This is a genomic window from Paraburkholderia phosphatilytica, assembly GCF_003443895.1.
Classification (GTDB): Bacteria; Pseudomonadota; Gammaproteobacteria; order Burkholderiales; family Burkholderiaceae; genus Paraburkholderia; species Paraburkholderia phosphatilytica.
In genome coordinates this window covers 212,998-239,710 of the sequence record NZ_QQOA01000010.1, presented here as the reverse complement: position 1 = coordinate 239,710, position 26,713 = coordinate 212,998, and the positions used below count along the sequence as shown (strand labels likewise).

Here is a 26,713-nt window from a genome sequence, read left to right as displayed (position 1 = left end):
CCGCGGCCGTGCTGCTGGCCGCGGCGCCGCTCGCGCCGGGCGCCGCTGCGCCGGCTGCCGCCGCGTCCGAGGCCGGTGCGTTCGGCAGCTGTGCCGCCACCGCGTTGACCTGAGTGCCCGGATGAACCTTCTCCGTGCCCTGCACGATCACGCGATCGCCCGGATTCAGGCCGCTTTCCACGACCCAGTTGGTGCCGAACGTGTCGCCGAGCGTGACCTGGCGCAGTTCGACCTTGTTGTCCGCATTCACGACGAGCGCCGTGGCCTGGCCCTTCTGGTCATGCGTCACGCCGATCTGCGGGACCAGGAACGCCTGCTCGTTGGTCCCTTCCTCGATGCGCGCGCGCACGAACATGCCCGGCAGCAGCACCTTGTTCGGATTCGGGAAGATCGCGCGGATCGTGACCGAACCGGTGGTCTGGTCGACCGTCACGTCGGAGAACTGCAGCTTGCCCGGAAGCGGATACGGCCGGCCGTCCTCGAGGATCAGCGTCACCTTCGCGGCGTTCGGGCCGTTCGTCTTCAGACGGCCTTCCTGCACTTCGCGGCGCAGCTTCAGCCCGTCGAGGCTCGACTGCGTCAGGTCGACGTAGACCGGATCGAGCTGCTGCACCGTCGACATCAGCGTCGCGGCACTCGCCTGCACGTACGCGCCCGGCGTGACCTGCGAGATACCGACCTGGCCGGAGACCGGCGAGGTGACGTCGGTGTAGCCGAGGTTGATCTGTGCGGTATCGACCTGCGCCTTGCCCGACTGCACGTTCGCGGCAGCGACCCCGGCGGCGGCGACCGCGTTGTCGTAGTCCTGCTTGCTGACGGCGTTCGCGGCTACGAGCACCTTGTCGCGCGCCGCCAGCGCGTTGGCCGAGACGAGGTTAGCCTGCGCGTTCGCGAGCGTCGCCTTCGCGCTGTTCAGCGCGGCGATGTACGGCGCCGGATCGATCTTGTAGAGACGCTGGCCCGCCTTCACGTCCGAGCCTTCCACGAATTCGCGGCGCAGCACGATGCCGTCGACCCGCGCGCGCACCTGCGCGACGAGGAAGGCGCTGGTGCGGCCAGGCAGTTCGGAGACGACCGGTACGGCAGTGGGCTGGACCGTGACGACGCCCACCTGAGGCGTTTGCGGCGGGGGTGCCGACTGTTTTTGTCCGCACGCGGCCAGCACGATGGCAGCCGCCGCGACAGTGATTAAGCGGAATGGAACCCGTTCGACGCGCATGGAACGACCTCTGTCAGTGACTGAGAATAGAAAAGCGCATGCATTCCTGCCCCGATATGCCGATGCTCACGTCAGTCGTCTCACGACGCCTGATGCGTGCATCGGCGCTGCATCGCCGAGGACCGCCGGGGACCACGCGGCGGGAATGGCCGCGATCGGAGAATGCTGCACTGCGCCTCTTTGTAAGGCGCGAAAGCTCGTTTTTAAGACACAGTGACGGATAGTAACCGGACATTGTGATCACTGCGCCCGGAGCCAACCGCCTGCTGGGGTGCTATTATATATACATTCATGAATGAATGTAAAAACAGCTTTCAATCGGGCATCACCGAATCCTGGTACAGCGGCTGCATTCATGTCTCGACAACCAGACGAATATCCGGGCCCGCGATCGACATCGCGGGGCCGTGCCTCGCAACGCATCAGGTTTGGGTAGCGAAAACATGGTCCGACGAACCAAGGAAGAAGCGCTGGAGACGCGCAACAGCATTCTCGACGCCGCCGAGCAGGTGTTCTTCGAGAAGGGTGTGTCGCGGACTTCGCTCGCCGATATCGCGCAGGCCGCGGGCGTGACGCGCGGCGCGATCTACTGGCACTTCGAGAACAAGGGCGACCTGTTCACCGCGATGTTCGATCGCGTGCTGCTGCCGCTTGACGAAATGAAGGCCGCGTCGCTCGATCCGCAGGAGCCCGACCCGCTCGGGCGGCTCGCGGAAGTCTGCACGATGTGCCTGAGTCATCTCGCGACCGACGAGCGCCGCCGCCGCGTGTTCGACATCCTGTTCCTGAAGTGCGAGTTCACCGAGGAAATGGGCCCGGTGATGGCGCGGCACCAGAACAACATGCGCGATGCGCTCGAAAAGATCGAAGGCGGGCTGCGCAATGCGGTGTCGAAAGGCCAGTTGCCCGCCGATCTCGACACCCGCCGCGCCGCGCTGATGATGCATGCGCTCGTCGGCGGCTGCCTGCACGACATGATGATGCTGCCGGACGTCGTCGACCATGCGACGCACGCGCACGAGATCGTCGAGGGCTTTTTCGACGCGCTGAGGTTCAGTCCGGTGCTGCGCGTGGGCGCCGCGCATGGCGGCGGCGCGGGCAAGGAATCGCCGGCGCCTTCATCGCAGGGTTAGGTTCAGGGCAGCGCGGGCTGCAAGTTTCAGCGCTTCATTTCCGGTGCGACCGCGCCGTCTGATTCGACGCGTAGATCCCCCCGCGTTCCAGCGGTTCGCCGCGCTCCACCGCGTCCAGCCACTGCGCCGTCGTTGCGACGGCTGCGAACCGCGAATGCAGCACCACGCTGAACACGCGGTGAATCTCCTCCGCGCTCGCCACGCCCGCCGCGTTTTCATACGGCACGGAGCCCGTCGCATCGGCGAGAAATTCGACGGTCAGGCCCGCGTGCATCGCGTGGTTGATCGTCGACGCGTCGCAGTTGTGCGTCATATAGCCGACCACCGTCAGCGTATCGATCTCCCGCGCGGCAAGCCACGCCGCCAGGTCGGTGCCGGCGAATGCGCTCGGCAGCGCTTTCTCGACGTAGTGATCGCGAGGACGGTCGGCGACGACCGGATGCAGTTCGGCGCTGGCCGAGCCGCGCGCGAAGATCGGCGAGCCGGCGGGCGCGAAGTTCTGCACCACGACGACCGGCACGCGGGCCGCGCGCGCCGCATCCATCGCGCGGCCAATGTTGGCGAGCGACGTCTGGATGTCGGGATACTCGATCGGCAGATCGCCGGTCACGTACTCGTTCTGGACGTCGATCACGATCAATGCGCGGCGCGGCGTAGGCATGCGGGCTCCTGGAGCGGACAAGAAAAGAAGGTTGGGCGACGGCGTGGGCGCTAGCCGATGCTGAACCACCTGGCCACGTACAGCAGCACCGCGACGAACACGATCATCGCGGCCCACGCCCAGTTGGGCAGCACATGGGGATGCGGCTCGTGGTGCGCGCGCGCGCCGAACAGCGTACCGGCCGCGCGGCCGGTCAAGGTGCCGCCGTGATGGTGATGATGCATGCGGGTGCGGCGCGCCATCGCGCTCAGGCTGATCGGCCGCAGGAACACGTGCTGGCGCCGCGACGGCGTGCCGCTCGCGCGATTCGGTCCCTGGCCGTGCTTCGCCTGCACGACCGCGCAGAATTCGGTGAAGAAATCGTCGGCCAGCTCGTGCAGCGCGTTCTCCATCTGCCGCGTCGGCAGCTCGGCGAGCGGGCCCGCGAGCGCGGCCCAGACCGAGTAGTCGATGCGCGTGCTCGAAGGGGTGCCGGTTTCGGCGGCTTCATCGTCACCACGCAGCGACACGTCGATCTGTCCGCGCAGCGAGCCGACGCCTTCGGCGCGCGCCTTGAAGGTAAGCGTTCGATGCAGCGCTTCCGGTGACGCGTCGTCTTCGCTCGCGATATGCGCCCGCACGTCGTAATGCGCGCGCAAGGGCCCGAGCGGCACGGTCAGCGCAAGCGCGTACTCGCCGCCGGGCAGGCGGCTGAACGACTCGCAGTTGTCGAGGCTCGCGCGCAGCAGCGCGAGATCCTGCAACGCATCCCATACCGCGGCCGGTGCGAGCGGAATTCTTAGAGCGTCGTTCATTTCCATGACCGCCTCCCCGTTGAACGCGCGACTGCCCGATCAGGACGTCTGATCGATGCGGTCCACGCGCGACGCGTAAAACGCCAGATATTCCTTGATCTGTTTGACTTCTTCGAGTGGCGCTTCGTAGCTCCAGACGGCGTTCTCGACGAGACCGTCTTCCGTGCGCAGATGGAAATACGACGCGTCGCCTTTGTACGGGCAATGCGACGTGTGGGTGGAACGTTCGAGACGCGCCGTGTTCACGTCGGCGCGGGGAATATACAGCATGTCGGGCACACCGGTTTCGGAGAGCGTCAACGCTTCGAGCGTGTCGGCCACCGTGATGCCCTGATGGATCACGCGCACGCGGTGCGCGTTCTGACGAATCTGGATCTGCCCGCCACCACAAGGCGCGTCGTGTTTGCCGTCGCCATCGACGCGGGTGCCGGCCGGGGGCCGGGGCTCCTGCTGTTGGTTCGAAACCTGCGCCATGTCGTGCTCCGCCCAGCGCGCCGAAGACGCGCAAACCCATCCGCAAACGGGATCGCGAAGGCTTTCGCCAGCACCGGAAAGCGCGAAGCCACGAGCGAGGCCCGTGGCTTCATTATCGATCAAACTGTGAACCCGTGTGCACGCTTCATGCGGGCAACAACACGTTGCCGCTCCAATCTGTCGCGCCGCGGAAACACCGGGCGATAAAGCCCCTGCCTACTGGGTGTTCCAGTGGAACGCGGCGCGCGCGCTGCCGGCGCCCGCCACGGACACCGCCTGGGTCTTGTCTTCGTCCTTGTAAGCTGCATGAACGGTGTAGTGCCCCGCCGGCAGCTTGACCAGCATGTACGGGCCACGCGAGGTGGCGGTGAGCACGTCGCCGCCCTTCGAATCGACGATGTGCACGTGCACGTCGGCGAGGAAGTCCGAGCCCGGGCCGGTGAAGCGCAGCGACAGCGGCCAGTGGTGCGCCGCCGCCTGCAGCGCCTTCGATTCGTCGAGGCCCACGCCGCCCGACGTGTACGACACGTCGCCCTGCTGCTGGATCTGCGGCAGACCGCCGCCGTTGGTGTTGCCGGCGCTGGTGGTGTCGGTGGTGTTGCCTCCCGACACGCCGTTGGTCTGGGCCAGCGCGCCGCCGGCGAAGCCGAGCATCAGCGCCGATACCAGCGTCGCGAGGACCTTGCGCTGATGAGTTCGCTTGTTCATCGTTTCCCTCCTGTTCGGTTTGATGGCCTGTTCGGTCGACTAGTCCAGCAATCCATGTGCCTGAGGGTCGGATGTAGATTCGCCCCGGGTTTCGCGCCGCATGGCGCTCAACCTCGGGCGAAAGTCCCGTAGCGTGAAACCCGGGCGCGGAGCCCGGGCGGGTGGTCGGAGCCGCGTCAGCCCAGGTCGACCGGTACGAAGATCTGCGCGTCGTCGCGCTGGATCAGGAGTGCGATGCTGTTGCCAGCCTTCGAGATCATGTCGCGCAGCTGGTCGACGCTCGTCACCGGACGTCCGTTGACCGCCAGGATCACGTCGCCCGCCTGGATGCCGGCGTTTGCCGCCGCGCCGCCCGACTGCTGCACGAGCAGGCCGTGCGACAGCGAGTCGTTGCTCTTCTCGTCCGGCGTGAGCGGCCGGACCGCAACGCCCAGGCGCCCCTGCATCTGCTGCTGCGGCGTCTCGTTCGATGCGACCTTCTGGTCGGACAGCGAGCCGATGGTCACGTTGAGATCCTTCGTGGACTTGTCGCGCCACACCTGCACGTCCGCCTTTGTACCCGGCTTCAGGCTGGCGATATCCGACGGCAGATCCGTCGAATCCGTGACCGGCGTGCCATTCACCGACAGGATCACGTCGCCGGGCTGGAGGCCGCCCTTCGCGGCCGGGCCGCCCGGATCCACCGAACTCACCAGCGCGCCCTGCGGCTTCTTCATGCCGAAGGAATCGGCCAGCGTCTGGTTCATGCCCTGCACCGCGACGCCAAGACGGCCGCGGCTCACGTGGCCCGTCTTCACGAGATCGTCCTTGACCTTGATCGCTTCATCGATCGGAATCGCGAACGACAGGCCCTGGAAGCCGCCCGTCTGCGAATAGATCATCGAGTTGATGCCGATCACCTCGCCCTGCAGGTTGAACAGCGGGCCGCCCGAGTTACCCGGGTTGACCGGCACGTCAGTCTGGATGAACGGCGTGTAGTTCTCGTTCGGCAGCGAGCGCGATTTCGCGCTGATGATGCCCGACGTCACGGTGTTGTCGAAGCCGTACGGCGAGCCGATCGCGACCACCCACTGACCGACCTTGCTCTGGTGCGGGTCGCCGATCTTCACGATGGGCAGGTTGTCGGCGCTGATCTTCAGCACCGCCACGTCGGACTGCTTGTCTTCGCCGACTACCTTCGCCTTGAACTCGCGCTTGTCGGTGAGCTTCACGGTGACCACGTTCGCACCGTCGACGACGTGCGCATTGGTCAGGATGTAGCCGTCCGGGCTGATGATGAAGCCCGAGCCCAGGCTCGTGCTCGGCGCGTCGGGCTGATCGTCGCCGCCACCGCCCTGCACGCCGGGCATGCCGCCGAAGAAATGCTTGTAGAACTGGTAGAACGGATCGTTCGGATCGATCGGCAGCGCGTTGTTACCACCCGCGTTGCCGCTGCGTTGCGACATCTGCTTGACGACGTGCTTCGCGCTGATGTTGACGACCGCCGGACCATAGGTCTCGACGAGCCCGGAGAAGTCGGGAATGCCCGTCTTGGCCGCGGCTTCGGCCGGCATCATCGCCGCCTGCGCGGGCGTGATCACTTGCGGCGGGGCGACGTCGCGATGACCGGCAACGTAGCCGACCGACACGGCTCCGACAACCGCAACGGCCACGGCGCCGCGCGTCAGGATCTTGGCTTTCATCGTGTACTCCTGCAGAGGAACGCTGATTCGATGAACGAAGCGTACGCGCTATCACTTAAATAAATCTTAAACAGGGCTCGACGTCGGGAACCGCACGCTGACCAGCAATCCGCCCGCCGGCGAATCGCCGAGCGAGATGGTGGCCTGATGCTGGAGCGCGATGCGCCGGACGATCGCGAGGCCAAGCCCGCTGCCGGCGACATCGGTGCGTGCGCGCGTCGCACCCTCGCCGACCCGGTAGAAGCGGTCGAACACGCGGTCGCGCTCGGCTTCAGGAATACCCGGCCCGCTGTCGCCGATCGACACGACCGCATGGCCGTCCTCCGCCTGCAGGAACACGTCGACGCGTCCGCCCGATGGCGTGTACTTGGTTGCGTTGTCGAGCAGGTTGTTGAGCATCACGCGTATCGCTTCAGGGTCACCTGTGACGGTGGCAGGATCGCTGCGCTCGATGCCGAGATCGACGCCGCGCTGCTGCGCGAGCGGCGCGTATTTGAGCACGCAGTCTTCAACGAGCCCATGCAGGTCGACGCTGCCGCGCGCCGCGCGCCCATCGGGCTCCGCACGCGCGAGCGCGAGCAGCTGCTCGGCAAGGCGCGTGGCGCGCGTGACGCCGGCCTGCAGATCGGTCAACGCGTCGCGGCGCGTGCAGTCGTCCTGCGCCCGCGCGACGAGCTGCGCCTGGATCTGCACGGCGGCGAGCGGCGTGCGCAACTCATGCGCGGCATCGGCGACGAACGCCTTCTGCGTTTCGATCGCGGCAGAGAGCCGCTCCAGCAGCGCGTTCAACGCACGCACGAGCGGCCGCACCTCGAACGGCAGGCGCGCATCCGGCAATGGTTCGAGCGCTTCGGGGTGACGCGTGTCGAGCGCGCGCGTGAGCCGGCGCAACGGCGACAACCCGCGGCCGACCACTACCCACACGGCGGCACCCATCACCGGCAGCAGCACGATCAGCGGCCACAGCGTGCGCAGCGCGACGCTCGCGGCGAGCCGGTTGCGCACCGACAGCGGTTGCGACAGCTGCACCACGTTGTCGCCGACGATCGCGCCGTACACGCGCCAGTCGCCGCGATCGGTGCGCTCGGTCGAGAAGCCGAGCTCCGCGTGCGGCGCGAGCGGCGCATGCGGGTGCGAGTAGTACATCAGCTCGCCGTTGCGGTTCCAGATCTGCAGCACGATGCCTTCGTCGCCGACGTCGCGCGAACCGAGCACCTGCGAGAACGGCTCCGACGGCAACGCCGCGGCGATCTCCTGCAGCTGGTAATCGAACAGCTCGTTGGCTTCCGCGAGCGCCTGGCGGTAGATCAGCCAACCCGCGATACCGACGCCCGCAAGCACGATGGCGAGCAGCCAGAACAGCAGTTGACGACGAATCGAACGCATCGGCTCAGGCTTCCTTCGCGATCATGTAGCCGAGGCCGCGCACGTTGCGGATCAGGTCGGCGCCGAGCTTCTTGCGCAGCGCATGGATATACACCTCGACGGTATTGCTGCCGATCTCCTCGCCCCAGCCGTACATCTTCTCTTCGAGCTGGCTCTTCGACAGCACCGCGCCCGGCCTCGCGAGCAGCGCTTCGAGAAGCGCGAACTCGCGCGCGGACAGCGCGACCGGCGCGCCTTCGAGCGTGACCTGGTGCGAGGCCGGGTCGAGCGTCAGCGCGCCGTGACGGATGGTCGAGTCGCTGCGGCCCGACTGGCGGCGGATCAGTGCGCGCATCCGCGCACCGAGTTCGTCGAGATCGAACGGCTTGACGAGGTAATCGTCCGCGCCGGCGTCGAGCCCTTTCACGCGATCGGCGACGGCGTCGCGCGCGGTGACGATCAGCACCGGCAGCGCAAGGTTACGGGCCCGGATGGTGCGCAGCACGTCGAGGCCATCGCGCTTTGGCAGGCCGAGGTCCAGCAGCATGAGATCGTACGGTTCGCCCGTGACGGCGCTCAGCGCGGCCTCGCCGTCCTGCACCCAGTCGACCGCGAAGCCTTCGCCGCGCAGCGCCTTGCGCACGCCTTCGGCGATCATCCGGTCATCTTCGACTAGCAGTATCCGCATGGCTTTTCACTTTCGCAGTTGGCGTCATGCCCGCCGCCGGCCCAGCCAGGCGGGACGGCATGACGATGTGCATTCTAGCGCCCGGGCCTTCACGGCCGGCGTTTCGGACGAACGCACGGACGTCAGCGCGCGCCGCTGCGCAGTTTCGGCGCCGCGGTTTCAGCGCATTCGCGCGGCAACTCTCTACAATGAGCGCTTTTGTGCCGTTAGCCACTGATTGGCCCGGTCTGGCCGCCAGCCAGGGTGGCCAGACCGAACGCCGGCTTGCGGCAAGCTTACCGGCCCGATGGCGCGCCCTGCATTCGCAACGCAGCCTGACGGTTCCACGCCGCCACACCACTTCCGCACCACGTACTACGCAGAATTCTTCATGACGTCCGCCCTGCTCAAATCCTTCGTGCATCGCCTCGCCGCACGCGCATCATCGTTGCGCTTCCCGTCCGGTTTTTCGTCGCTCCGCCTGTCGTCTTCGCCCACCCGTTCCGCCGCGATGGCGTGCTTCGCGAGCGCCGCGCTCGCGGGCGTCTGCGCATTCGCGCCGGCCCCGGCCTGGGCGCTCGGCGAAGGGCGTGTGCCGAGCGTCGGCGTCACCACCGTGCTGCCGCCCACGGTGATGGTGGGTCTCGAACGCGCGCACGTGCCGCTGTCGTCGGTGAGCGTCGTCGTCGAAAAGGTCGGCGACCGCACGCCGGTCGTCGCGGTCAACGCGGGCGAGCCGATGATGCCCGCATCGACGATGAAGCTGATCACCACCTACTCGGGTCTCGCGATGCTCGGCCCGAATTTCCAGTGGCGCACGAGCGCCTACGCGGACGGCACCGTCGACACGAGCGGGATCCTGCACGGCAACCTCTACATCCAGGGGACCGGCGATCCGAAGCTCGTGCCGGAAGAGCTGATCGACCTCGTGCAGAAGATCCGCAAGGCGGGTATCAACGGCATCGACGGCGCGCTCGTGCTCGACAAGCGCTACTTCGATCCGTCCACGCGCGACCTGCCCGCTTTCGACGACGACGTGAACGCGCCGTACAACGTCGGCCCCGATCCGCTGCTGTACGCATTCAAGGCGCTGCAGTTCACGCTGACGCCGTCGGCGCAAGGCGTGTCGATCGACGTGCTGCCCGCGCTGTCGCAACTGCAGATCGAGAACGATCTGCACGTCACGCGCGGCCGCTGCACGGGCGCGGAAGAAGCGTTCTCGCCGCACATCGAGATGGGCCCGAACGGCACCGCGACCGCGCGCTTCGAAGGCCCCTATCCGCTGCATTGCGGCACGCGCAGCGTCAGCCTGGCCGCATCGCTCACGCACTCCGAGTTCTTCGCGGGCGGCTTTCTCGCGCTGTGGCAGCAAAGCGGCGGCACCTTCACCGGCGCGACGCGCGAAGGCCCGACGCCGGCGAACGCGCGGCTCGTCGCGACGCACGACAGCCCGCCGCTTGCCGACGTCGTTCGCGACATCAACAAGTTCAGCAACAACACGATGGCGCGCAACCTGTTCCTGACGATCGGTGCAGTGATCAACAAGCCGCCGGCAACGCCCGCGAAAGCCGCGTCCGCGATCGAGACGTTCCTGCATCGCAGCGGCATGCCGATGCAGCAGCTGTCGCTCGACAACGGCTCGGGCCTGTCGCGCGAAGAGCACGTCACCGCACTCGGTCTCGCCGATGTGCTGCAGGCCGCGAACGCGAGTTCCGTCGCGCAACCGTTCGTCGATTCCCTGCCGATCGCGGGCGTGGACGGCACGATGCGCAACCGGCTCCAGTCGCAACCGGTGGGCGGCAACGCGCACATCAAGACCGGCACGCTGCGCGACGTACGTGCGATCGCGGGCTATGTGGCGGGTGAAAACGGCGAGAGCTATATCGTCGTCAGCCTGATCAACGACCCGCGTTCGGAAGCCGCGCGCGCCGCGCACGACGCGCTGCTCGAATGGGTCTACAAGGGCATGCCGGCCACGGCCGCTGCGCCCGCGGTGCTCACGCAGCCGCGTCATCTGCGGCTCAGGAAAAACCCGCATAAGCGCGAAGGCCACTGATTGCTCCCGGAAAAACCCGCATAAGCGCTGAAACCACTGAGTATTTCTTCTAGCGAAGCCACCCCGCGCCACCGCGCTAAACGTGTACGCTTGCGTGCAGTGCGGCGGGCGCGGACCATGCTGCAGCGAAGATGAAGAACGACGTGTGCCGATGTCGTTCCTCGATGGTGTTCCTTCATCACTGCATGGAAGTCATGTCTCTGGACATGCAACGCGCCAGGCAGGCTCCTTCGAACGGAGCCGCTCCTACCTCGTCCGCACTTCGAACTATCAGCGCATCGACAAGTACAACAGCCGCCGTCGCAGCGCGCGACGGCACGGGACATCAGGAGGAAGACCCTCATGCAGTTCGATGCAGAATTGCTGCTGCTCGCCATGGCGCCGGTCTTTCTCGCGTGCATCGGCTGGGAAGCGTGGCATCTGTATCGCACGCGTCCCGACGCGCATCTCTACAGCTGGCGCGACACGCTCTGCAACGCCGCGCTCGCGCTGATGCACCAGGGCGCGGACAAGCTCGCATGGTTCTTCGTGCTGCCGGTCTATGCGTACGTGTACGACCACTACCGTGTCTTCACATGGCGTGACGGCTGGCTTTCGTTCGCCGTCCTGTTCATTGCGCAGGACTTCCTCTACTACGTGTTTCATCGCGCGAGTCATCGCGTGCGCTGGCTATGGGCCGCGCACGTCGTGCATCACTCGTCGCAGCGGATGAACTTCTCCACCGCGTTCCGGCAGAGCCTGATGTATCCGGTCGCCGGCATGTGGGTGTTCTGGACGCCGCTCGCGCTGTTCGGCTTTCCGCCGCATCAGATCGTCGCGATCGTGCTGATCAACCTCGCGTTCCAGTTCTTTGTGCATACGCAGGCAATCGGCCGGCTCGGCTGGCTCGAGTACGTGCTCAACACGCCGTCGATCCATCGCGTGCATCACGCGCGCAACGACCGCTATATCGACCGCAATTACGCAGGCGTACTGGTGATCTGGGATCGCCTGTTCGGCAGCTACGTCGACGAAGACCCGCGCGACCCGCCGGTGTACGGGATCGTCGAACAGATTCAAACGTACAACCCGCTGAAGGCGACCTTTCACGAATGGCACGCGATGCTGACGGATGCCGCGCGCGTGAAAGGTTGGCAAAACCGCGTGGCGGCGCTGTTCGGGCCACCGGAGTGGGCAGTCGGTTACCACGCCGCGCATAAAAAACAACAGACGCGACAGCCGAAGGTGTTTTAAACGTCGCGCAAGCCAGGGAAGTTTCTGTAAGCTGTCGTCACGCCGGAAAAACGGCGGGCACTGCCTGCAACAAACGGCACACAAGCCACATACGAGGAGATGAAGTCAACATGAAACACGTACAGCACCCACATCGCGGCATTGTGCGGTTCGCGCAGACGGCCATTGCGTGCGCGGCGATCGCGCTCGTCGCCGGCTGCGGGGGAGGCAGCAGCAGCAACAATTCGAGCAGCACGCCGGCTGCCGGCGTCAACATGCAGGTGGTGTCCTTCGGCACCAGCCTGTCCGACGCGGGCACGTATTCGCCGACCATTCAAGCGGACTTCGGCGGCGGCCGCTTCACGACCAACCCGGGCGAAGTCTGGACGCAGAAGGTGTCCGAATACTTCGGCAATTCGCTGACGCCGGCTTTCGAAGGCGGCTTCGGCCTCGCGCTTTCCGCGACGGGCGGCCTCGACTACGCGCAGGGCGGCGCGATGGTCTACACCGGCGGCGTGAGCAACACCAGCGCGGTGATCGCGGGTGCCAGCGAGCAGCCGGTCAGCTGGCAGATCACCGAATATCTGCAGCAGCACAGCAGCTTCAATGCGAATCAGATCGTGCTCGTCGAGGGCGGCGCAAATGAAATCCTCGCACTGCTGGATTCGAGCGGCGCGGGTCTGACGTCGTTCGGCACGGCGCTCGCGGGCACGTCGTTCTCGACGCTCGTCGCCACGCCGTCGGTTCAGGCCAGCACGATCGCGACGCTCGAAGCGCAGGGCTTCACGGCTACGCAGGCCGCGGCGCTCGTGCCGGCCGCGATCGCGCTGGAGCTCTATCAGGCGAGCCCGAGCAGCTTCTCGTCGATCACGCCGATCCTGAGCGCGGCCACGGAACTCGCCACGCTCGTCAACACGAAGATTGCCGGCACGCCGAAGACGGTCGTCGTCACGGTGCCCGACATCGGCAAGACGCCTGCCGCGCTCGCGGCCGACGCGAGCGTCAGCGCGACGCCGGGTGCGGCGAACTCGCCCGACCAGGCGCTCTCGCTCGTCACGGCGATGTACAACCTGACGCTGCTGCAGGGCCTGGCAACGTCGATCTCGGCGAAGACGGTGATTCCGGTCGACACGTTCTCGTGGCTCGACTCGACGATCACGAACGCGTCGAGCCTCGGCTTCTCGGTGACGAACACGGCGACCGCCTGCAACCTCACGCAGATGCAGGCCAACGCCACCGCCTACGCAACGGCGAACCCGGCGGTGCTGAACGGCCTGACGCCGGCGGAATACGGCGCGCAGTTCGCCAGCTCGCTGTTCTGCTCGGCGCAGACGCTGGTTGCGGCCAATGCGCCGACCACGTACATGTTCGCGGATCTGGTCCACCCGACCACCGAGCTGCATGCGCAATTCGCCGCGTACGTCGAGACGCAACTGGCCGCTGCGGGCATCGGCAAGGCGCCGTAACGCGTAAAGCGCAACGCAAAGCAGAACACCCCACGTACTTCACGGTACGTGGGGTGTTTTTTTATCGGAAGACAGACAGTGACGCGCTAACGTCTATCCCTGTGCTTCGAACGCGGCGGCCGCGCGACCGAGCCGGTCGTTCACCGCGATCCATTCGATCGTATCGGGCAGCTTCTCGACGAAGATGCGCGTGACGTTCGCCCGGTCGAGCGCACGCAGAAAGCCGTACAGCTCGCGCGCATACGCGTCCGGATCCTCGGGCGCGGCGACGAAATGCACGTTCTCCGCGGCCATCCAGCGACCCACCCGCGATGCACGCGCGACGAGCGCGACCCGCTCGTCTTTCGGACTCGCGGCGAGCAGCGGCTCGAGCGCTTCCATCGGCAGCAGCGCGAGCGGCGTGCGCGGCGCATAGTGCGCCTTCAGCGTGCCCGACGCGCGCGGCGCGGTCGCATCGCTGCCATCGGGCAGACGCGGCGCTTCGCCGAGCACGTTGGCGATGTCGGGCGGCGTCACGCGGCCCGGGCGCAGCAGCGCCGGAAACCCGCGTGACAGATCGAGAATGGTCGATTCGATCCCGACGTCCGACGCGCCGCCATCCAGCACGTGAATCGCGCTGCCGAACTCGTCGCGCACGTGCTGCGCGGTGGTGGGACTCACATGACCGAAGCGGTTCGCCGATGGCGCCGCAACGCCGCCATGGCCACCGCGCCGCGCGCTGAACGCGGACAGCAGCGCCTGCGCGACCGGATGCGACGGGCAGCGCAGCCCGACCGAATCCTGCCCGCCGCTAACCGCCGCCGGAATATGCGCGGCGCGTTTCAGGATCAGCGTGAGCGGGCCTGGCCAGAATGCGTCGATCAGTTTCTGCGCGGCGGGCGGCAGGTCCGCCACCCAGTAGCGCGGATCGCCGTGCGGCGCGAGATGCACGATCACCGGATGATTCGCCGGCCGTCCCTTCGCCGCGTAGATGCGCGCGATCGCCTCCGGGCTCTCGGCGTCGCCGCCAAGGCCGTACACGGTCTCGGTCGGGAACGCGACGAGTTCGCCCGCATCGAGCAGCGCCGCGGCGTGCTCGATCTGCGCGGGTGTCACACCGTGCGGATCATGAGGATCGGTGGGCTGGCTGGAATCCGGCATCGCAGCGCTCGCCTCAGCTCTTGATGATGTGCAAGAGGCGCGCACAGTCGCGCGCGGCCGTGCGGGCTTCGTCGAGCGATGCGGCCGTGAAGTTCACGTGACCCATCTTGCGGCCGGGACGCGCTTCCTCCTTGCCGTACAGATGCAGGTGCGCCGACGGCATCGCGGCCACTTCGTGCCACGGCGGCGTTTTCGTCGCGCCGCGCGCGCCGTCCGGGTACCACACGTCGCCGAGGATATTCAGCATCACCGCCGCCGAGTGCTGCCGCGTGTCGCCGAGCGGCATTGCGGTCATCGCGCGGACCTGCTGCTCGAACTGGCTCGTCGCGCACGCATCCACCGTGTAGTGACCGGAGTTGTGCGGGCGCGGCGCCATTTCATTCGCGACGAGCGAGCCGTCTTCGAGCACAAAGAACTCGACGCACAGCACGCCGACATAGCCGAGCTTGTCCGCGATCTGCAGCGCCGACTGCTGCGCCCGCGTGACGAGCGCGCTGCTCGCGTCCGGCGCCGGCACGATGGTGTGCGACAGCACGCCGTCGCGATGCGTGTTCTGCGCGAGCGGATACACCGCCGATGCGCCATTGAAGCCGCGGGAGATCAACGCGGAGACTTCGAACTTCAGCGGCAGACGTTTTTCGAGCACGCACGGCACGCCGCCGAGCGACGCGTGCGCTTCGCGCACTTCCTCGGGGTTGCCGACGCGGATCTGGCCTTTGCCGTCGTAGCCGAGGCGCGCGGTCTTCAGGATGCCGGGCAGCACCGCGGCGAGCGCGGCATCGTCGAGCTTCGCGAGCGCATCGGACGATTCGATCACGACGTGCGGCGCAACCGGCACACCCGACGACGCGATGAAACGCTTCTCCGCGATACGGTCCTGCGCGATCGCGACGCAGCGGCCGGCCGGGCTCACGAACGTGGTGCGCGCGATGAAATCGAGGCTCGCAGCCGGCACGTTCTCGAACTCCGTCGACACGGCCGCGCACAGCCGCGCGAGCTCGGTCAGCGCAGCTTCGTCGTCATACGGCGCGCGCAGATGGCGGTCCGCGACGCTGCCCGCCGGGCTGTTTTCGTCCGGATCGAGCACCGCGACGCGATAGCCCATCGACTGGGCGGCGAAGCAGAACATGCGGCCGAGCTGGCCGCCGCCGACCATGCCGAGCCACGCGCCGGGCAAAATGGGGGAAACCGGATGGTTGTCTGAATTCATCTCAGTGGTCGGTCGAAACCGGCACGCACGCGCGTGCCGGTTGAGTGGAGCGGATGAGTGAGGCTACCTGGCGAAAACGAGGCCGCCGCCTAAAGCGCGGGCAGCACCATCGCGTGCGCGGCTTCGTTCTGACGCACGCGGAACGCGGCGAGTCGGTCCGCCAGATCCGCGGAAGTGTTGGCCAGCATCGCGACCGCGAAGAGCGCAGCATTCGCCGCGCCCGCCTCGCCGATCGCGAACGTGGCGACCGGCACGCCCTTCGGCATCTGCACGATCGAATGCAGCGAATCCACGCCCTTCAGGTACTTGCCCGCGACCGGCACGCCGAGCACCGGGACCGTGGTCTTCGCGGCGAGCATGCCGGGCAGGTGCGCCGCGCCGCCCGCGCCCGCGATGATCGCGCGGATGCCGCGCGTGCGCGCCGCTTCGGCGTACGCGAACATCTCGTCGGGCATGCGGTGCGCCGACACCACCTTTGCTTCGTACGGCACGCCGAATTCCTGCAGGATCGCCACGGCGTTCTTCATCGTGTCCCAGTCGGAGCTGGAGCCCATCAGCACGCCGACGAGCGGCGCGTCGTGCGTATGGGCTGTCTGGGCGTTCTGTGCTTCGCTCATCGTTCTGACTTCCCTTGCGCTTCGTGTGGATGAGGTCAGGCGAGCTTCTGGCCGGTCAGGCGCTCGAGCGCCTCCTGATACTTCAGCGACGTCTTCTCGACCACGTCGTCGGGCAGCTTCGGCGCCGGCGGTTCCTTCTTCCAGTCCTGCGTTTCGAGCCAGTCGCGCACGAACTGCTTGTCGAACGACGGCGGGTTGGTGCCCACCTGGTATTGATCCGCCGGCCAGAAGCGCGACGAATCCGCCGTAAGCGCTTCGTCCATCAGGTACAGCTTGCCGTGGTTGTCGAGCCCGAACTCGAACTTCGTGTCCGCGATGATGATGCCGCGGGTGGCCGCGTATTCGGCCGCTTCCTTGTACAGCTTGATCGAGATGTCGCGGATCGTGGCCGACAGTTCGGTGCCGATGCGGCGCTCCATCTCGTCGTACGTGATGTTTTCGTCGTGGTGACCGAATTCCGCTTTCGCGGCCGGCGTGAAGATCGGCTCCGGCAGCTTCTGCGCGTTCTGCAGGCCTTCCGGCAACTGCACGCCGCACACGCCGCCCGAGGTTTGATATTCCTTCCAGCCGCTGCCTGCCAGATAGCCGCGCACCACCGCTTCGACGAGGATCGGCTCGAGACGCTTCACGACCACGCCGCGGCCCTTCACCTGCTCTACTTCGTCCGGCGCCACCACGGATTCGGGCGCGACGCCCGTCAGGTGGTTCGGCACGATGTGGCCGAGCTTCTCGAACCAGAAGTTCGCCATCGCGTTCAGCACGCGGCCCTTCGCGGGAATCGGCTCGCCCATGATGACGTCGAACGCCGACAGACGGTCGGTGGTGACGATCAGCAGTTGATCGTTGCCGACCGCGTAGTTGTCGCGGACCTTGCCGCGACCCAACAGCGGCAGCGAGCGGAGCGTGGATTCGTAAAGGGTAGACATCGTCGTCGTTCGCAAATAGGGGCCAGCGGACTGACCGGGGACAGGGAAAGCAGCAGCGGATCTCCGCGATTGACCGCGCGGAACGGTGAAGAAAAGGCAAAAGCCGTTCCCCGGTGAAGCGGGAACGGCATGCACTGCGATGCCGCGCCAGCCCGGCCGTCCGTTCCGAACCTCCGGCGGACATTTCCGGGCCGCGAAGCCTCTATTTTAGCGGACGACCTGAGTGAGTTCGCCCGACTTGTACTTCTCGGCCATCTTTTCGAGCGCGACGGGCTTGATCCGGCCCGCCTGGCCCTCTGCGCCGAACGCGAGATAGCGGTCCATGCACACCTGCTTCGTCGCTTCGCGCGCGGGCTTCAGGTAGTCGCGCGGATCGAACTTCGACGGGTTCTGCGCCATGTAACGGCGGATCGCGCCGGTGATCGCGAGACGCAGATCGGTGTCGATGTTGATCTTGCGCACGCCATGGCGGATGCCGATCTGGATTTCCTCGACCGGCACGCCGTAGGTTTCCTTCATGTCGCCGCCGAACTCGCGGATTTCCGCCAGCAGCTCCTGCGGCACCGAAGACGACCCGTGCATCACCAGGTGCGTGTTCGGAATGCGTTCGTGGATCTCGCGGATGCGCTGGATCGACAGGATGTCGCCCGTCGGCTTCTTCGAGAACTTGTACGCGCCGTGCGACGTGCCGATCGCGATCGCGAGCGCGTCGCACTGCGTGAGCTTCACGAAGTCCGCGGCCTGCTCGACGTCGGTGAGCAGCTGCTCGCGCGTCATCGTGCCGTCGGCGCCGTGGCCGTCTTCCTTGTCGCCCTTCATCGTTTCGAGCGAGCCGAGCACGCCCAGTTCGGCTTCCACCGTCACGCCGATCGAATGCGCGAGGTCGACGACCTTCTTCGACACGTCGACGTTGTACTCATACGAGGCGACCGTCTTGCCGTCCGCTTCGAGCGAGCCGTCCATCATCACGCTCGTGAAGCCGCTACGGATCGCCGCCATGCAGACCGCCGGCGACTGCCCGTGGTCCTGGTGCATCACGACCGGAATGTGCGGATACGCTTCGACCGCCGCTTCGATCAGGTGACGCAGGAACGCTTCGCCGGCATATTTGCGCGCACCCGCTGAGGCCTGCATGATGACCGGCGCACCGACCTTGTCCGCGGCTTCCATGATCGCCTGCACCTGCTCCAGGTTGTTCACGTTGAAGGCCGGCAGACCGTAGCCGTTTTCGGCGGCATGGTCCAGCAGCTGACGCATTGATACGAGAGGCATGTGTAACTCCTAGATTGACACGAATCCTGTGCTCTGCGGCAAGTGCTCTTCGGCAGAATCTTTTAGTTGGGCGCGATTCTATCGCGAAGCGGCAAACCGTCCCCCGCGCATCCGGTTGAACACCGTGCGCTGCCTCTCAGAGGAAGGTGCGACTTCGGGATCGCGAGGTACGCGCCGCTTCCGGATCATGAGCCGGAAGCGGCGCGGTACGGTGGGTGTTTCAGGTACTTCGGGTACGTCGGTTACTTCAGGTTTTGCAGCGGCGGACCGGCCGCCGCAGTCGCATCAAACGGGCTCGCCGACCCGCACGATCTTCAGCGTGTTGGTGCCGCCCGCCTGGCCCATCGGCTCGCCGACCGTCAGCACGACCATGTCGCCGCGCGCCGCGTAGCCCTTGCTGACCACCACTTCGAGCGCCTGCTGGAGCGCCACGTCGCGGTCGTTGATCGTATCGAGATGCAGCGCCGTGACGTTGCGGTAGATCTGCATCGCGCGCTCGCTGCCGGTACGCGGCGTCAGCGCGAAGATCGGCACGTGGGTCCAGTGCCGCGACATCCACAGCGCGGTGGAACCCGATTCCGTCAGCGCGACGATCGCCTTCGCGCCCAGATGGAACGCGGTGAAGAGCGCGCCCATCGCGATCGACTGATCGATACGCGTGAACGTACGGTCGAGGAAATCCTTGTCAAGCTCCGACGATTCGGACTTCTCCGCTTCGACGCAGATCGCGGCCATCGTCTCGATGGTCTGCACCGGATACTTGCCCGCCGCCGATTCCGCCGACAGCATCACCGCGTCCGTGCCGTCCAGCACCGCGTTCGCGACGTCCGACACTTCGGCGCGGGTCGGCACCGGCGCGTGGATCATCGACTCCATCATCTGCGTCGCGGTGATCACAAACTTGTTCGACTCGCGCGCCATCCGGATCATGCGCTTCTGCAGCGCGGGCACCGCCGCGTTGCCCACTTCCACGGCCAGATCGCCGCGCGCGACCATGATGCCGTCCGACGCGTCGAGAATGCCCTGCAGCGCCGGAATCGCCTCCGCGCGCTCGATCTTCGCGATCATCTTCGGCTTGATGCCGTACGGCGCACCCGCGATATTCGCGAGCTGGCGCGCCATTTCCATGTCCGTTGCGTTCTTCGGGAACGACACCGCGACGTAGTCCGCGCCGAGCGACATCGCCGTGCGGATATCTTCCATGTCTTTCGCAGTGAGCGCGGGCGCCGTCAGGCCGCCGCCCTGGCGGTTGATGCCCTTGTTGTTCGACAGGTCGCCGCCCACCTTCACCGTGGTGTGGATCTCGTTGCCGAGCACGCGGTTCACGGTCAGCACGATCAGGCCGTCGTTGAGCAGCAACACGTCGTTCGGCTTCAGGTCGCGCGGCAGGTCCTTGTAGTCGAGACCGACACGCTCCTGGTTGCCGAGCTCGCAGTCGGCGTCGAGGATGAACGCGTCGCCCACGGTCAGGGTGACCTTGCCGTTCTCGAACTTGCCGACGCGGATCTTCGGGCCTTGCAGGTCGGCCATGATGCCGACTTCGCGGCCCGCCTGACGCGCTGCCTCGCGCACGAACTCGGCGCGCTGACGGTGGTCGTCGGCGGTGCCGTGGGAGAAATTGAGGCGCACCACGTCGAGCCCAGCCTCGATCATCTGCAGCAGGGTCTCCTGCGTGCTGGAAGCGGGTCCGACAGTAGCGACAATCTTGGTGGCGCGATGCATGAGTCTCCTCGTCTGGGTGAGATCGCTGGGATGCGCGGTAATGGCCGGCAGCGGAGGCTGCGCACCGACCGGAAGTGCAGCACGAGAGGCGCCAGGATCGCCACGTACGACGGCCGGAGCCGGCGCGCGCGGAGGGGATACGGCAGATGATGTCGTTGTCGCGATGACGGTGTCAGGATGGGCCGCGTCGGGCCGCTCCGCCACCGTCATCGTGTCGGCCTGCGCGGTCGCGGCTGCGACCGTCACGGCCTGGGCGGCTTCCGCCGCCTTGCTGCACGCGCCGTCCTGCGAGTCAGGCGCGCTGTGCTCCCCAGCCGGTGCGGAAGACGTGGCCACGTTACGCGGAGTCTTCCGCGCGGTTTTCACCTTCGCGGCCGCCTTGCCCTGCTTCACCGCCGGGGAGCGTGAAGCCATCTCAGGCAGCCCTCGATTCGAGGACTTCGACCGCCGGCAGCGTCTTGCCTTCGAGGAACTCGAGGAAGGCGCCGCCGCCCGTCGAGATATAGCTGACCTTGTCGTGGATGCCGTACTTCGCGATGGCCGCGAGCGTATCGCCGCCACCCGCGATCGAGAACGCGGACGACTTCGCGATCGCATCGGCGAGTGTCTTCGTGCCGTTGCCGAACTGGTCGAACTCGAACACGCCGACCGGGCCGTTCCACACGATCGTGCCGGCCTTCTCCAGCTGCGCGGCCAGCGCCTTCGCGGTGTCCGGCCCGATGTCGAGAATCATGTCGTCGTCCTGCACGTCGGCGACCGCCTTGATCTCGGCCTTCGCCGTGGCGGCGAATTCCTTCGCGGTGACGACGTCGGTCGGGATCGGCACCGACGCGCCGCGTGCCTTCGCGCTGTCGATGATGGCCTTCGCTTCACTGACGAGATCGGCTTCCGCGAGCGACTTGCCGATCTTGAGACCGGCCGCGAGCATGAACGTGTTCGCGATCCCGCCGCCGACGATCAGCTGGTCGACCTTCTCGGCAAGCGACTTCAGGATGGTGAGCTTGGTCGACACCTTCGAGCCGGCGACGATCGCCACCAGCGGACGCTTCGGGGCGCCGAGCGCCTTGCCGAGCGCGTCGAGTTCGGCCGCGAGCAGCGGACCCGCGCATGCAACCGGCGCGTACTTCGCGATGCCGTGGGTGGTAGCTTCGGCGCGGTGCGCGGTGCCGAACGCGTCGTTGACGTAGACGTCGCAGAGCTTCGCCATCTTCTGCGCGAGCTCGTCGGAATTCTTCTTTTCGCCCTTGTTGACGCGGCAGTTTTCGAGCAGCACGACCTGGCCCGGCTCGAGGTTCACGCCGTTCTCGACCCAGTTCGCGACGAGCGGTACGTCGCGGCCAAGCAGTTCGCCGAGGCGCTTCGCGACCGGCGCAAGCGAGTCTTCCGGCTTGAAGTCGCCTTCGGTGGGACGGCCCAGGTGCGACGTGACCATCACGGCCGCACCGGCCTTCAGCGCTTCCTGGATGGCCGGCACCGACGCGCGGATGCGGGTGTCTTCGGTGATGTTGCCGTCATCGTCCTGCGGCACGTTCAGATCGGCGCGGATGAACACGCGTTTGCCGGCGAGCTTGCCTGCGGCGATCAGATCGGAGAGACGCAATACCTTGTTCATGGGCAGTAGGCACGGTTGATTGGAAGACGGGGTGCGCGCGATGGGTGCGCGGTCGGCGCTCGGTTGACGCTCAGGTAACGCTCAGGTAACGGACAGTCGGCGCTCAGTTGGCAACTCCTCAGGCTGCGGCACGCGAAACGACCATTTTAGCCGATGCACATGTCGATCCAGGCCACCCCGACACGAATGCCCCGTATCTGGGAAGCGGCGCCCCTCCGGATCCTTGCCGCCGCCAGCCATGTTGCGACGCCGCACCGGCACCGCTCGCGGCCGCGCGTGCGCGCTACAGGAACAGCCGCAACAACGTGAACACGACCATGCCGGTCACGATCGTGCCGAGCATCGTGCGCCGCCACAGGAACCACGCGACGCCGGCCAGCATTGCGTAGAAATCGTGGTTCGACAGCCCGAACGATACGCCGGCGTGCGTCATCAGCGAATCGGGCAGCACGACCGCGACGAGCGCCGCCGCGGGCGCGTAGCGCAACAGACGCTGCACGCGCTCGGGCAGCACCGTGCGCTCGCCTCCGATCAGGAAGAACGCGCGCGTCACCGTGGTGACGATGGCCATGCCGGCGATCACGATCCAGATCTGCGTCGCGCTCATCGCGGGTCTCCTGCCGGGCGGGAGCCGTCGCGCCCGGCACTGCGGATGCGCCGCAGATCGGCGCGCTCGACCATCAGGTCGACCACGCTGCCCGCAACGATCGCCATGAACACCGCGAGCGGCAGCGCGAGCCGGTAAGGCAGATCGAACGCGAGGATTGCCATCACGCCCGCCACGAACACGGCCGCCAGCGTGGAGCGCGACGTCACCGCGGACACCATGACCGGCACCAGCGCCAGGTCGCCCGCGAGCGAGAGCCCCCATTTGTCCGGAAACAGGCTCGCGAGCAGGATCCCGATGATCGACGACACCTGCCAGGTGAGCCAGCTCGCGCTCGCCATGCCCCAGAAGTACGCTTCCTTCCCGGGCACCGGGCCAAGCGCGAAGCTCTTCTTCTGGAACAGCAGGAAGATCACGTCGCCGTTGAAGTAGCCGATCAACGTGCGCCGCCACAGCGGCTGGTACGAGAAGTGGGGCGCGAGGCCGGCGCTGAAGATCACGAAGCGCGTATTCACCATCGCGGCGGTGAGGAGCACGGTCCACACCGGCAGCTTCGCGGCGAGCAGTGGCAGCACGGCAAGCTGCGACGAGCCCGCGTACACCAGCAGCGACATTGCGAGCGCCTGCGGCAAGGTCATCACCGACTTGCTCATCGCGACGCCGGTAACGAGCCCCCACGAGAAGATCGCCATCAGCGTCGGCGAATACGCGCGCAGACCTTCGTGGAAGGCGCGGCGATCGGTTTCGGACAGGCGGGCGAGCATCGTGAACGGTCTTTCGCGCGGGCCGGACGCGAGGCGGAGTCAGATTGGCGCGGCGGCGCGCCGCGTCCGGCGGCCAGTCCGGACAGGTATTATGCGAGCGCGGAATTATAGCGCCCGAAAGGCGCCCAAACGCCCGTTTGAAAGGTAAATGACGCTAAAATAGCGGTCTTCGCAGCTTCCCGTGCTGTTATCTCGCGCATCGCGCGTTGCGGCGCAGCACCGGAGGCGCGTCACAGAACGTCTGAACTCGTGTCTGAACCCGCGCCTGAACCCGTGCCCCAAAGCGCGTTATCAGGCAGCGTCTTTAGCACTGTCACCACGGCACCGCCAGGAGAATCGTATGTCAATGGCCGATCGCGACGGCAAGATCTGGATGGATGGCAAGCTGATCGACTGGCGCAATGCCACGATCCACGTGCTCACCCACACCTTGCACTATGGAATGGGCGTCTTCGAAGGCGTACGCGCCTACAAGACGGCGGACGGCGGCACCGCGATCTTCCGGCTGAAGGAACACACGAAGCGCCTGCTCAACTCGGCGAAGATCTTCCAGATGGACGTCCCGTTCGACCACGAGACGCTCGCCGCCGCACAACGCGAAGTCGTGCGCGAGAACAAGCTCGAGTCGTGCTACCTGCGTCCGCTGATCTGGGTCGGTTCGGAGAAGCTCGGCGTGGCCGCTAAAGGCAACACCATCCACACGGCGATCGCCGCGTGGCCGTGGGGTGCGTACCTCGGTGAAGACGGCCTCGCGAAGGGCATCCGCGTGAAGACGTCGTCGTTCACGCGCCATCACGTGAACGTGTCGATGGTGCGCGCGAAAGCATCCGGCTGGTATGTGAACTCGATTCTCGCGAACCAGGAAGCCACGGCGGACGGTTACGACGAAGCGCTGCTGCTCGACGTGGACGGCTACGTGTCCGAAGGCTCCGGCGAGAACTTCTTCCTCGTGAACAACGGCAAGCTGTACACGCCAGATCTGTCGTCGTGCCTCGACGGCATCACGCGCGACACGGTCATCACGCTCGCGAAAGACGCCGGCATCGAAGTGATCGAGAAGCGCATCACGCGCGACGAGGTCTACACGGCCGACGAAGCGTTCTTCACCGGCACCGCCGCCGAAGTCACGCCGATCCGCGAGCTCGACAACCGCACGATCGGCTCGGGCGCCCGCGGTCCGATCACCGAAAAGCTGCAGTCGGCGTTCTTCGACGTCGTGCTCGGCAAGAATCCGAAATACGCGCACTGGCTCACGAAGATCTGAGCCCGGCCAGCGCCCGCGCCGCGCCTGCATCGCCCGCCCGAACCGGCGGGCGATGAGCGCGGCGAGCCCGCACCCCGCATACCAAGAGAACCCCATGAGCGAAATCAAGGAAATGCCGCTGGTCGAACTGTCGGCCAAAGACCTGCCGGCGTATTGCCCGAATCCGTCGATGCCGCGCTGGAGCACGCATCCGCGCGTCTTCATCGACGTGACGCACGGCGAAGCACGCTGCCCGTACTGCGGCACGCGCTACAAGCTGCGCGCCGGCGAAGTCGTCAAGGGGCACTGACACTCGCCGCCGCGGTTGCGCTGCCGTTGCGTCGCAGTTGCGTGATCGTTGCGCGGCAGCCCGGCGGGTCGCCGGGTGGGCCGCCGTAACGCGCTCGCAACGGTGCAGCCGCGTACCGCTTTCGCCATGCCGTCCGCCCACGCGGCGGCTCCCTGTTCCCGCACAACCCGAACGCCGCGCGCGAAAGCGCACGCGGCGCATTCATCCGACACCGGAACCCGTCATTCATGTCGATGCGCCGCGCGCTCGTTATCGCACCGAACTGGATCGGTGACGCATTGATGGCGCAGCCGCTTCTGTCGCGGCTCGTGAAACTGCACCCCCGTATTGCGATCGATGCGATCGCGCCCACGTGGGTCGCACCCGTCCTCGAACGCATGCCGGAGATCCGCGACGTCTACGCGACCGATCTCGCGCACGGCAAGCTGCAGCTTCTGCGCCGCTGGCAACTTGCGGGCGACCTGCGCGACGTGAAGTACGACGCCGCGTACGTGCTGCCGAATTCGCTGAAATCGGCGCTGATCCCGTGGCTCGCGAACATTCCGCTGCGCATCGGCTACACCGGCGAAAGCCGCTACGGTCTCCTGAACGTGCGGCACGCGAATCCGCGCAAGGACGAACGGCCGCCGATGGCCGGCCAGTACGCGGCGCTCGCGTACGCGCCCGGCGCGAAGGTGCCCGACGACCTGCCGATGCCGCGGCTGGAAGCGGATCTCAACGAATCGTCGCGGGTGTCCGCGCGCTTCAACCTCGACAACCGCGTGCCGCTGCTGGTGTTCGTGCCGGGCGCCGAATATGGCCCCGCGAAACGCTGGCCGCCCGAGCAGTTCGCGGCGCTCGCGAAGATGATCGGCCAGTCGTTCCCTTACACGCAGATCGTCGCGCTGGGTTCGTCGAAAGACGCGCCGATCGCGCAGGCCATCGCCGATGCAGCCCACAACGTGCGCAACCTGTGCGGCCAGACCGCGCTCGGCGAGGCCTGCGCGCTGATCGCCCGGGCCAACGCGGTGATCACGAACGACTCCGGCCTGATGCACGTCGCAGCGGCCTTGCGCCGGCCGCTCGTCGCGATCTACGGCTCGACGGACCCGCGCCACACCCCGCCCCTGTCCGATCTCGCAAAGGTACAATGGCTGCATCTCGAGTGCAGTCCGTGTTTCGAGCGCGAGTGCCCGCTTGGCCATCTGAACTGCCTGCGGCAACTGAGCCCCGAACAGGTCTTCGGCGATCTGCGCGACATCCTGCTCGCGCAACGCTGACGGGCCGCGCAGCTGATTCGCCGCGCCATCACCGCGTCATGTTCGCGCCTTGCGGCGCTGGCATGCTCGCGGTGGTCACGCCGACCGCAGAACCCGCAACCGCGGCCGTCAGGCCGCGAAAGAGACTGACGCGCCATGCCACGTTTTGCCCACATCTTCGAAGCCGCTGCCGATACACTGAACGCTTGGTACCAGGCCGTTGCCGAGGTGAACATCGACAGCCTGATGGGGCTGTGGATCGACGAAGAGTTCGTGAGCTGCATCTGCGCCGACGGCTCGCACCTGCATGGCATCGACAACATCCGCAACGGGCTCGCGGTTCAGCTCGAAGCGCGTTCGGTGTCGATCGAGCCGCTCGATATCCGTGTGTACGACAGTCTCGGCACCGTCGTCTACGCGATCGCGGAGGCGCATCGTCCGGCCGATCCGGCCGCGCTGCCTTCGATGGTGTTCACGACTTACGTGATGGTCCACGAACGCGGCGAGTGGAAGATCGCGCACATTCACGCGAGCCCGATGCCCGACGACGCCGCGGGCCAGTTCGCCGCGAAGATGCGGCGCAATCAGGGGCCGTTGCACTGACGCGGGAGCGGC

25 protein-coding genes are annotated in these 26,713 nt (G+C 66.5%); 8 read left to right on the top strand and 17 right to left on the bottom strand.

Annotated features, from left to right (window positions below):
* A partial coding sequence (locus DVS29_RS13725; RefSeq protein WP_118181020.1) for an efflux RND transporter periplasmic adaptor subunit occupies positions 1-1,219 on the bottom strand: 1,219 nt, incomplete at its 3' end.
* Between the two features lie 443 nt (positions 1,220-1,662).
* Between DVS29_RS13725 and DVS29_RS13720 the strand changes: the two genes are divergently transcribed.
* On the top strand, positions 1,663-2,352 hold the full coding sequence (locus DVS29_RS13720) for a TetR family transcriptional regulator (protein ID WP_118180998.1): 690 nt from the start codon (positions 1,663-1,665) through the stop codon (positions 2,350-2,352).
* Positions 2,353-2,386: 34 nt separating this feature from the next.
* Here DVS29_RS13720 and DVS29_RS13715 read toward each other — a convergent pair whose 3' ends face one another.
* The 7 genes from DVS29_RS13715 to DVS29_RS13685 all read right to left on the bottom strand — a co-directional run bounded on the left by DVS29_RS13715 (position 2,387) and on the right by DVS29_RS13685 (position 8,724).
* Positions 2,387-3,013 (bottom strand): isochorismatase family protein, encoded by a 627-nt coding sequence (locus DVS29_RS13715; RefSeq protein WP_118180997.1) that lies wholly within the window; start codon positions 3,011-3,013, stop codon positions 2,387-2,389.
* Positions 3,014-3,063: 50 nt separating this feature from the next.
* The gene (locus tag DVS29_RS13710; RefSeq protein ID WP_118180996.1) at positions 3,064-3,813 is read right to left on the bottom strand and encodes an SRPBCC family protein; all 750 of its coding nucleotides are present in this window, start codon (positions 3,811-3,813) and stop codon (positions 3,064-3,066) included.
* A 33-nt stretch (positions 3,814-3,846) separates the two neighbouring features.
* Positions 3,847-4,281 (bottom strand): DUF427 domain-containing protein, encoded by a 435-nt coding sequence (locus DVS29_RS13705; RefSeq protein WP_118180995.1) that lies wholly within the window; start codon positions 4,279-4,281, stop codon positions 3,847-3,849.
* A 216-nt stretch (positions 4,282-4,497) separates the two neighbouring features.
* Positions 4,498-4,989: a carboxypeptidase regulatory-like domain-containing protein gene (locus DVS29_RS13700; protein ID WP_118180994.1), complete on the bottom strand. Its 492-nt coding sequence runs from the start codon at positions 4,987-4,989 to the stop codon at positions 4,498-4,500.
* 176 nt (positions 4,990-5,165) lie between these two features.
* Entirely contained in the window at positions 5,166-6,671 is a 1,506-nt protein-coding gene (locus DVS29_RS13695; protein WP_118180993.1) for a DegQ family serine endoprotease, read from the bottom strand.
* A gap of 66 nt (positions 6,672-6,737) precedes the next feature.
* On the bottom strand, positions 6,738-8,057 hold the full coding sequence (locus DVS29_RS13690; protein WP_118180992.1) for an ATP-binding protein: 1,320 nt from the start codon (positions 8,055-8,057) through the stop codon (positions 6,738-6,740).
* Between the two features lie 4 nt (positions 8,058-8,061).
* Positions 8,062-8,724, bottom strand: a complete 663-nt coding sequence (locus tag DVS29_RS13685; RefSeq protein ID WP_118180991.1) for a response regulator — start codon at positions 8,722-8,724, stop codon at positions 8,062-8,064.
* A gap of 370 nt (positions 8,725-9,094) precedes the next feature.
* Here DVS29_RS13685 and dacB point away from each other — a divergent pair, with 370 nt between their 5' ends.
* The 3 genes from dacB to DVS29_RS13670 all read left to right on the top strand — a co-directional run bounded on the left by dacB (position 9,095) and on the right by DVS29_RS13670 (position 13,437).
* The gene (gene dacB / locus DVS29_RS13680; RefSeq protein WP_118181019.1) at positions 9,095-10,759 is read left to right on the top strand and encodes a D-alanyl-D-alanine carboxypeptidase/D-alanyl-D-alanine endopeptidase; all 1,665 of its coding nucleotides are present in this window, start codon (positions 9,095-9,097) and stop codon (positions 10,757-10,759) included.
* A gap of 342 nt (positions 10,760-11,101) precedes the next feature.
* Complete coding sequence (locus tag DVS29_RS13675; RefSeq protein ID WP_118180990.1) at positions 11,102-11,992, top strand: sterol desaturase family protein; 891 nt, start codon at positions 11,102-11,104, stop codon at positions 11,990-11,992.
* Between the two features lie 110 nt (positions 11,993-12,102).
* The gene (locus tag DVS29_RS13670; protein ID WP_118180989.1) at positions 12,103-13,437 is read left to right on the top strand and encodes an acylhydrolase; all 1,335 of its coding nucleotides are present in this window, start codon (positions 12,103-12,105) and stop codon (positions 13,435-13,437) included.
* Positions 13,438-13,530: 93 nt separating this feature from the next.
* Here the strand turns inward: DVS29_RS13670 and DVS29_RS13665 are convergent, their stop codons facing one another.
* The 9 genes from DVS29_RS13665 to DVS29_RS13625 form a co-directional block, all read right to left on the bottom strand.
* Positions 13,531-14,577 carry an L-threonylcarbamoyladenylate synthase gene (locus tag DVS29_RS13665; protein ID WP_118180988.1) on the bottom strand — a complete coding sequence of 349 codons (1,047 nt, stop codon included), beginning with the start codon at positions 14,575-14,577 and terminating at the stop codon, positions 13,531-13,533.
* A gap of 13 nt (positions 14,578-14,590) precedes the next feature.
* Positions 14,591-15,787, bottom strand: a complete 1,197-nt coding sequence (locus DVS29_RS13660; RefSeq protein WP_118180987.1) for a 5-(carboxyamino)imidazole ribonucleotide synthase — start codon at positions 15,785-15,787, stop codon at positions 14,591-14,593.
* Positions 15,788-15,876: 89 nt separating this feature from the next.
* A complete protein-coding gene (gene purE, locus DVS29_RS13655) occupies positions 15,877-16,404 on the bottom strand; it encodes a 5-(carboxyamino)imidazole ribonucleotide mutase (RefSeq protein WP_118180986.1) in 528 nt (175 codons plus the stop codon).
* Between the two features lie 35 nt (positions 16,405-16,439).
* On the bottom strand, positions 16,440-17,330 hold the full coding sequence (locus tag DVS29_RS13650; protein ID WP_118180985.1) for a phosphoribosylaminoimidazolesuccinocarboxamide synthase: 891 nt from the start codon (positions 17,328-17,330) through the stop codon (positions 16,440-16,442).
* Between the two features lie 207 nt (positions 17,331-17,537).
* Positions 17,538-18,602 carry a class II fructose-bisphosphate aldolase gene (gene fba, locus DVS29_RS13645; protein ID WP_118180984.1) on the bottom strand — a complete coding sequence of 355 codons (1,065 nt, stop codon included), beginning with the start codon at positions 18,600-18,602 and terminating at the stop codon, positions 17,538-17,540.
* Between the two features lie 285 nt (positions 18,603-18,887).
* A complete protein-coding gene (gene pyk / locus DVS29_RS13640) occupies positions 18,888-20,324 on the bottom strand; it encodes a pyruvate kinase (protein WP_118180983.1) in 1,437 nt (478 codons plus the stop codon).
* A 415-nt stretch (positions 20,325-20,739) separates the two neighbouring features.
* Positions 20,740-21,936: a phosphoglycerate kinase gene (locus tag DVS29_RS13635; protein WP_118180982.1), complete on the bottom strand. Its 1,197-nt coding sequence runs from the start codon at positions 21,934-21,936 to the stop codon at positions 20,740-20,742.
* 283 nt (positions 21,937-22,219) lie between these two features.
* Complete coding sequence (locus DVS29_RS13630) at positions 22,220-22,543, bottom strand: AzlD domain-containing protein (protein WP_118180981.1); 324 nt, start codon at positions 22,541-22,543, stop codon at positions 22,220-22,222.
* Positions 22,540-23,307 (bottom strand): AzlC family ABC transporter permease, encoded by a 768-nt coding sequence (locus DVS29_RS13625; RefSeq protein WP_118180980.1) that lies wholly within the window; start codon positions 23,305-23,307, stop codon positions 22,540-22,542. Before DVS29_RS13625 ends, DVS29_RS13630 begins: the two co-directional genes overlap by 4 nt.
* A 340-nt stretch (positions 23,308-23,647) precedes the next feature.
* Between DVS29_RS13625 and DVS29_RS13620 the strand changes: the two genes are divergently transcribed.
* The 4 genes from DVS29_RS13620 (at position 23,648) to DVS29_RS13605 (ending at position 26,701) form a co-directional block, all read left to right on the top strand.
* On the top strand, positions 23,648-24,571 hold the full coding sequence (locus DVS29_RS13620; RefSeq protein ID WP_118180979.1) for a branched-chain amino acid transaminase: 924 nt from the start codon (positions 23,648-23,650) through the stop codon (positions 24,569-24,571).
* Positions 24,572-24,665: 94 nt separating this feature from the next.
* Complete coding sequence (locus DVS29_RS13615) at positions 24,666-24,860, top strand: zinc-finger domain-containing protein (RefSeq protein ID WP_090528136.1); 195 nt, start codon at positions 24,666-24,668, stop codon at positions 24,858-24,860.
* A gap of 233 nt (positions 24,861-25,093) precedes the next feature.
* Positions 25,094-26,119 (top strand): lipopolysaccharide heptosyltransferase II, encoded by a 1,026-nt coding sequence (waaF, locus tag DVS29_RS13610; RefSeq protein WP_118181018.1) that lies wholly within the window; start codon positions 25,094-25,096, stop codon positions 26,117-26,119.
* Between the two features lie 135 nt (positions 26,120-26,254).
* Complete coding sequence (locus tag DVS29_RS13605; RefSeq protein WP_118180978.1) at positions 26,255-26,701, top strand: nuclear transport factor 2 family protein; 447 nt, start codon at positions 26,255-26,257, stop codon at positions 26,699-26,701.
* Positions 26,702-26,713 lie beyond the last annotated feature (12 nt).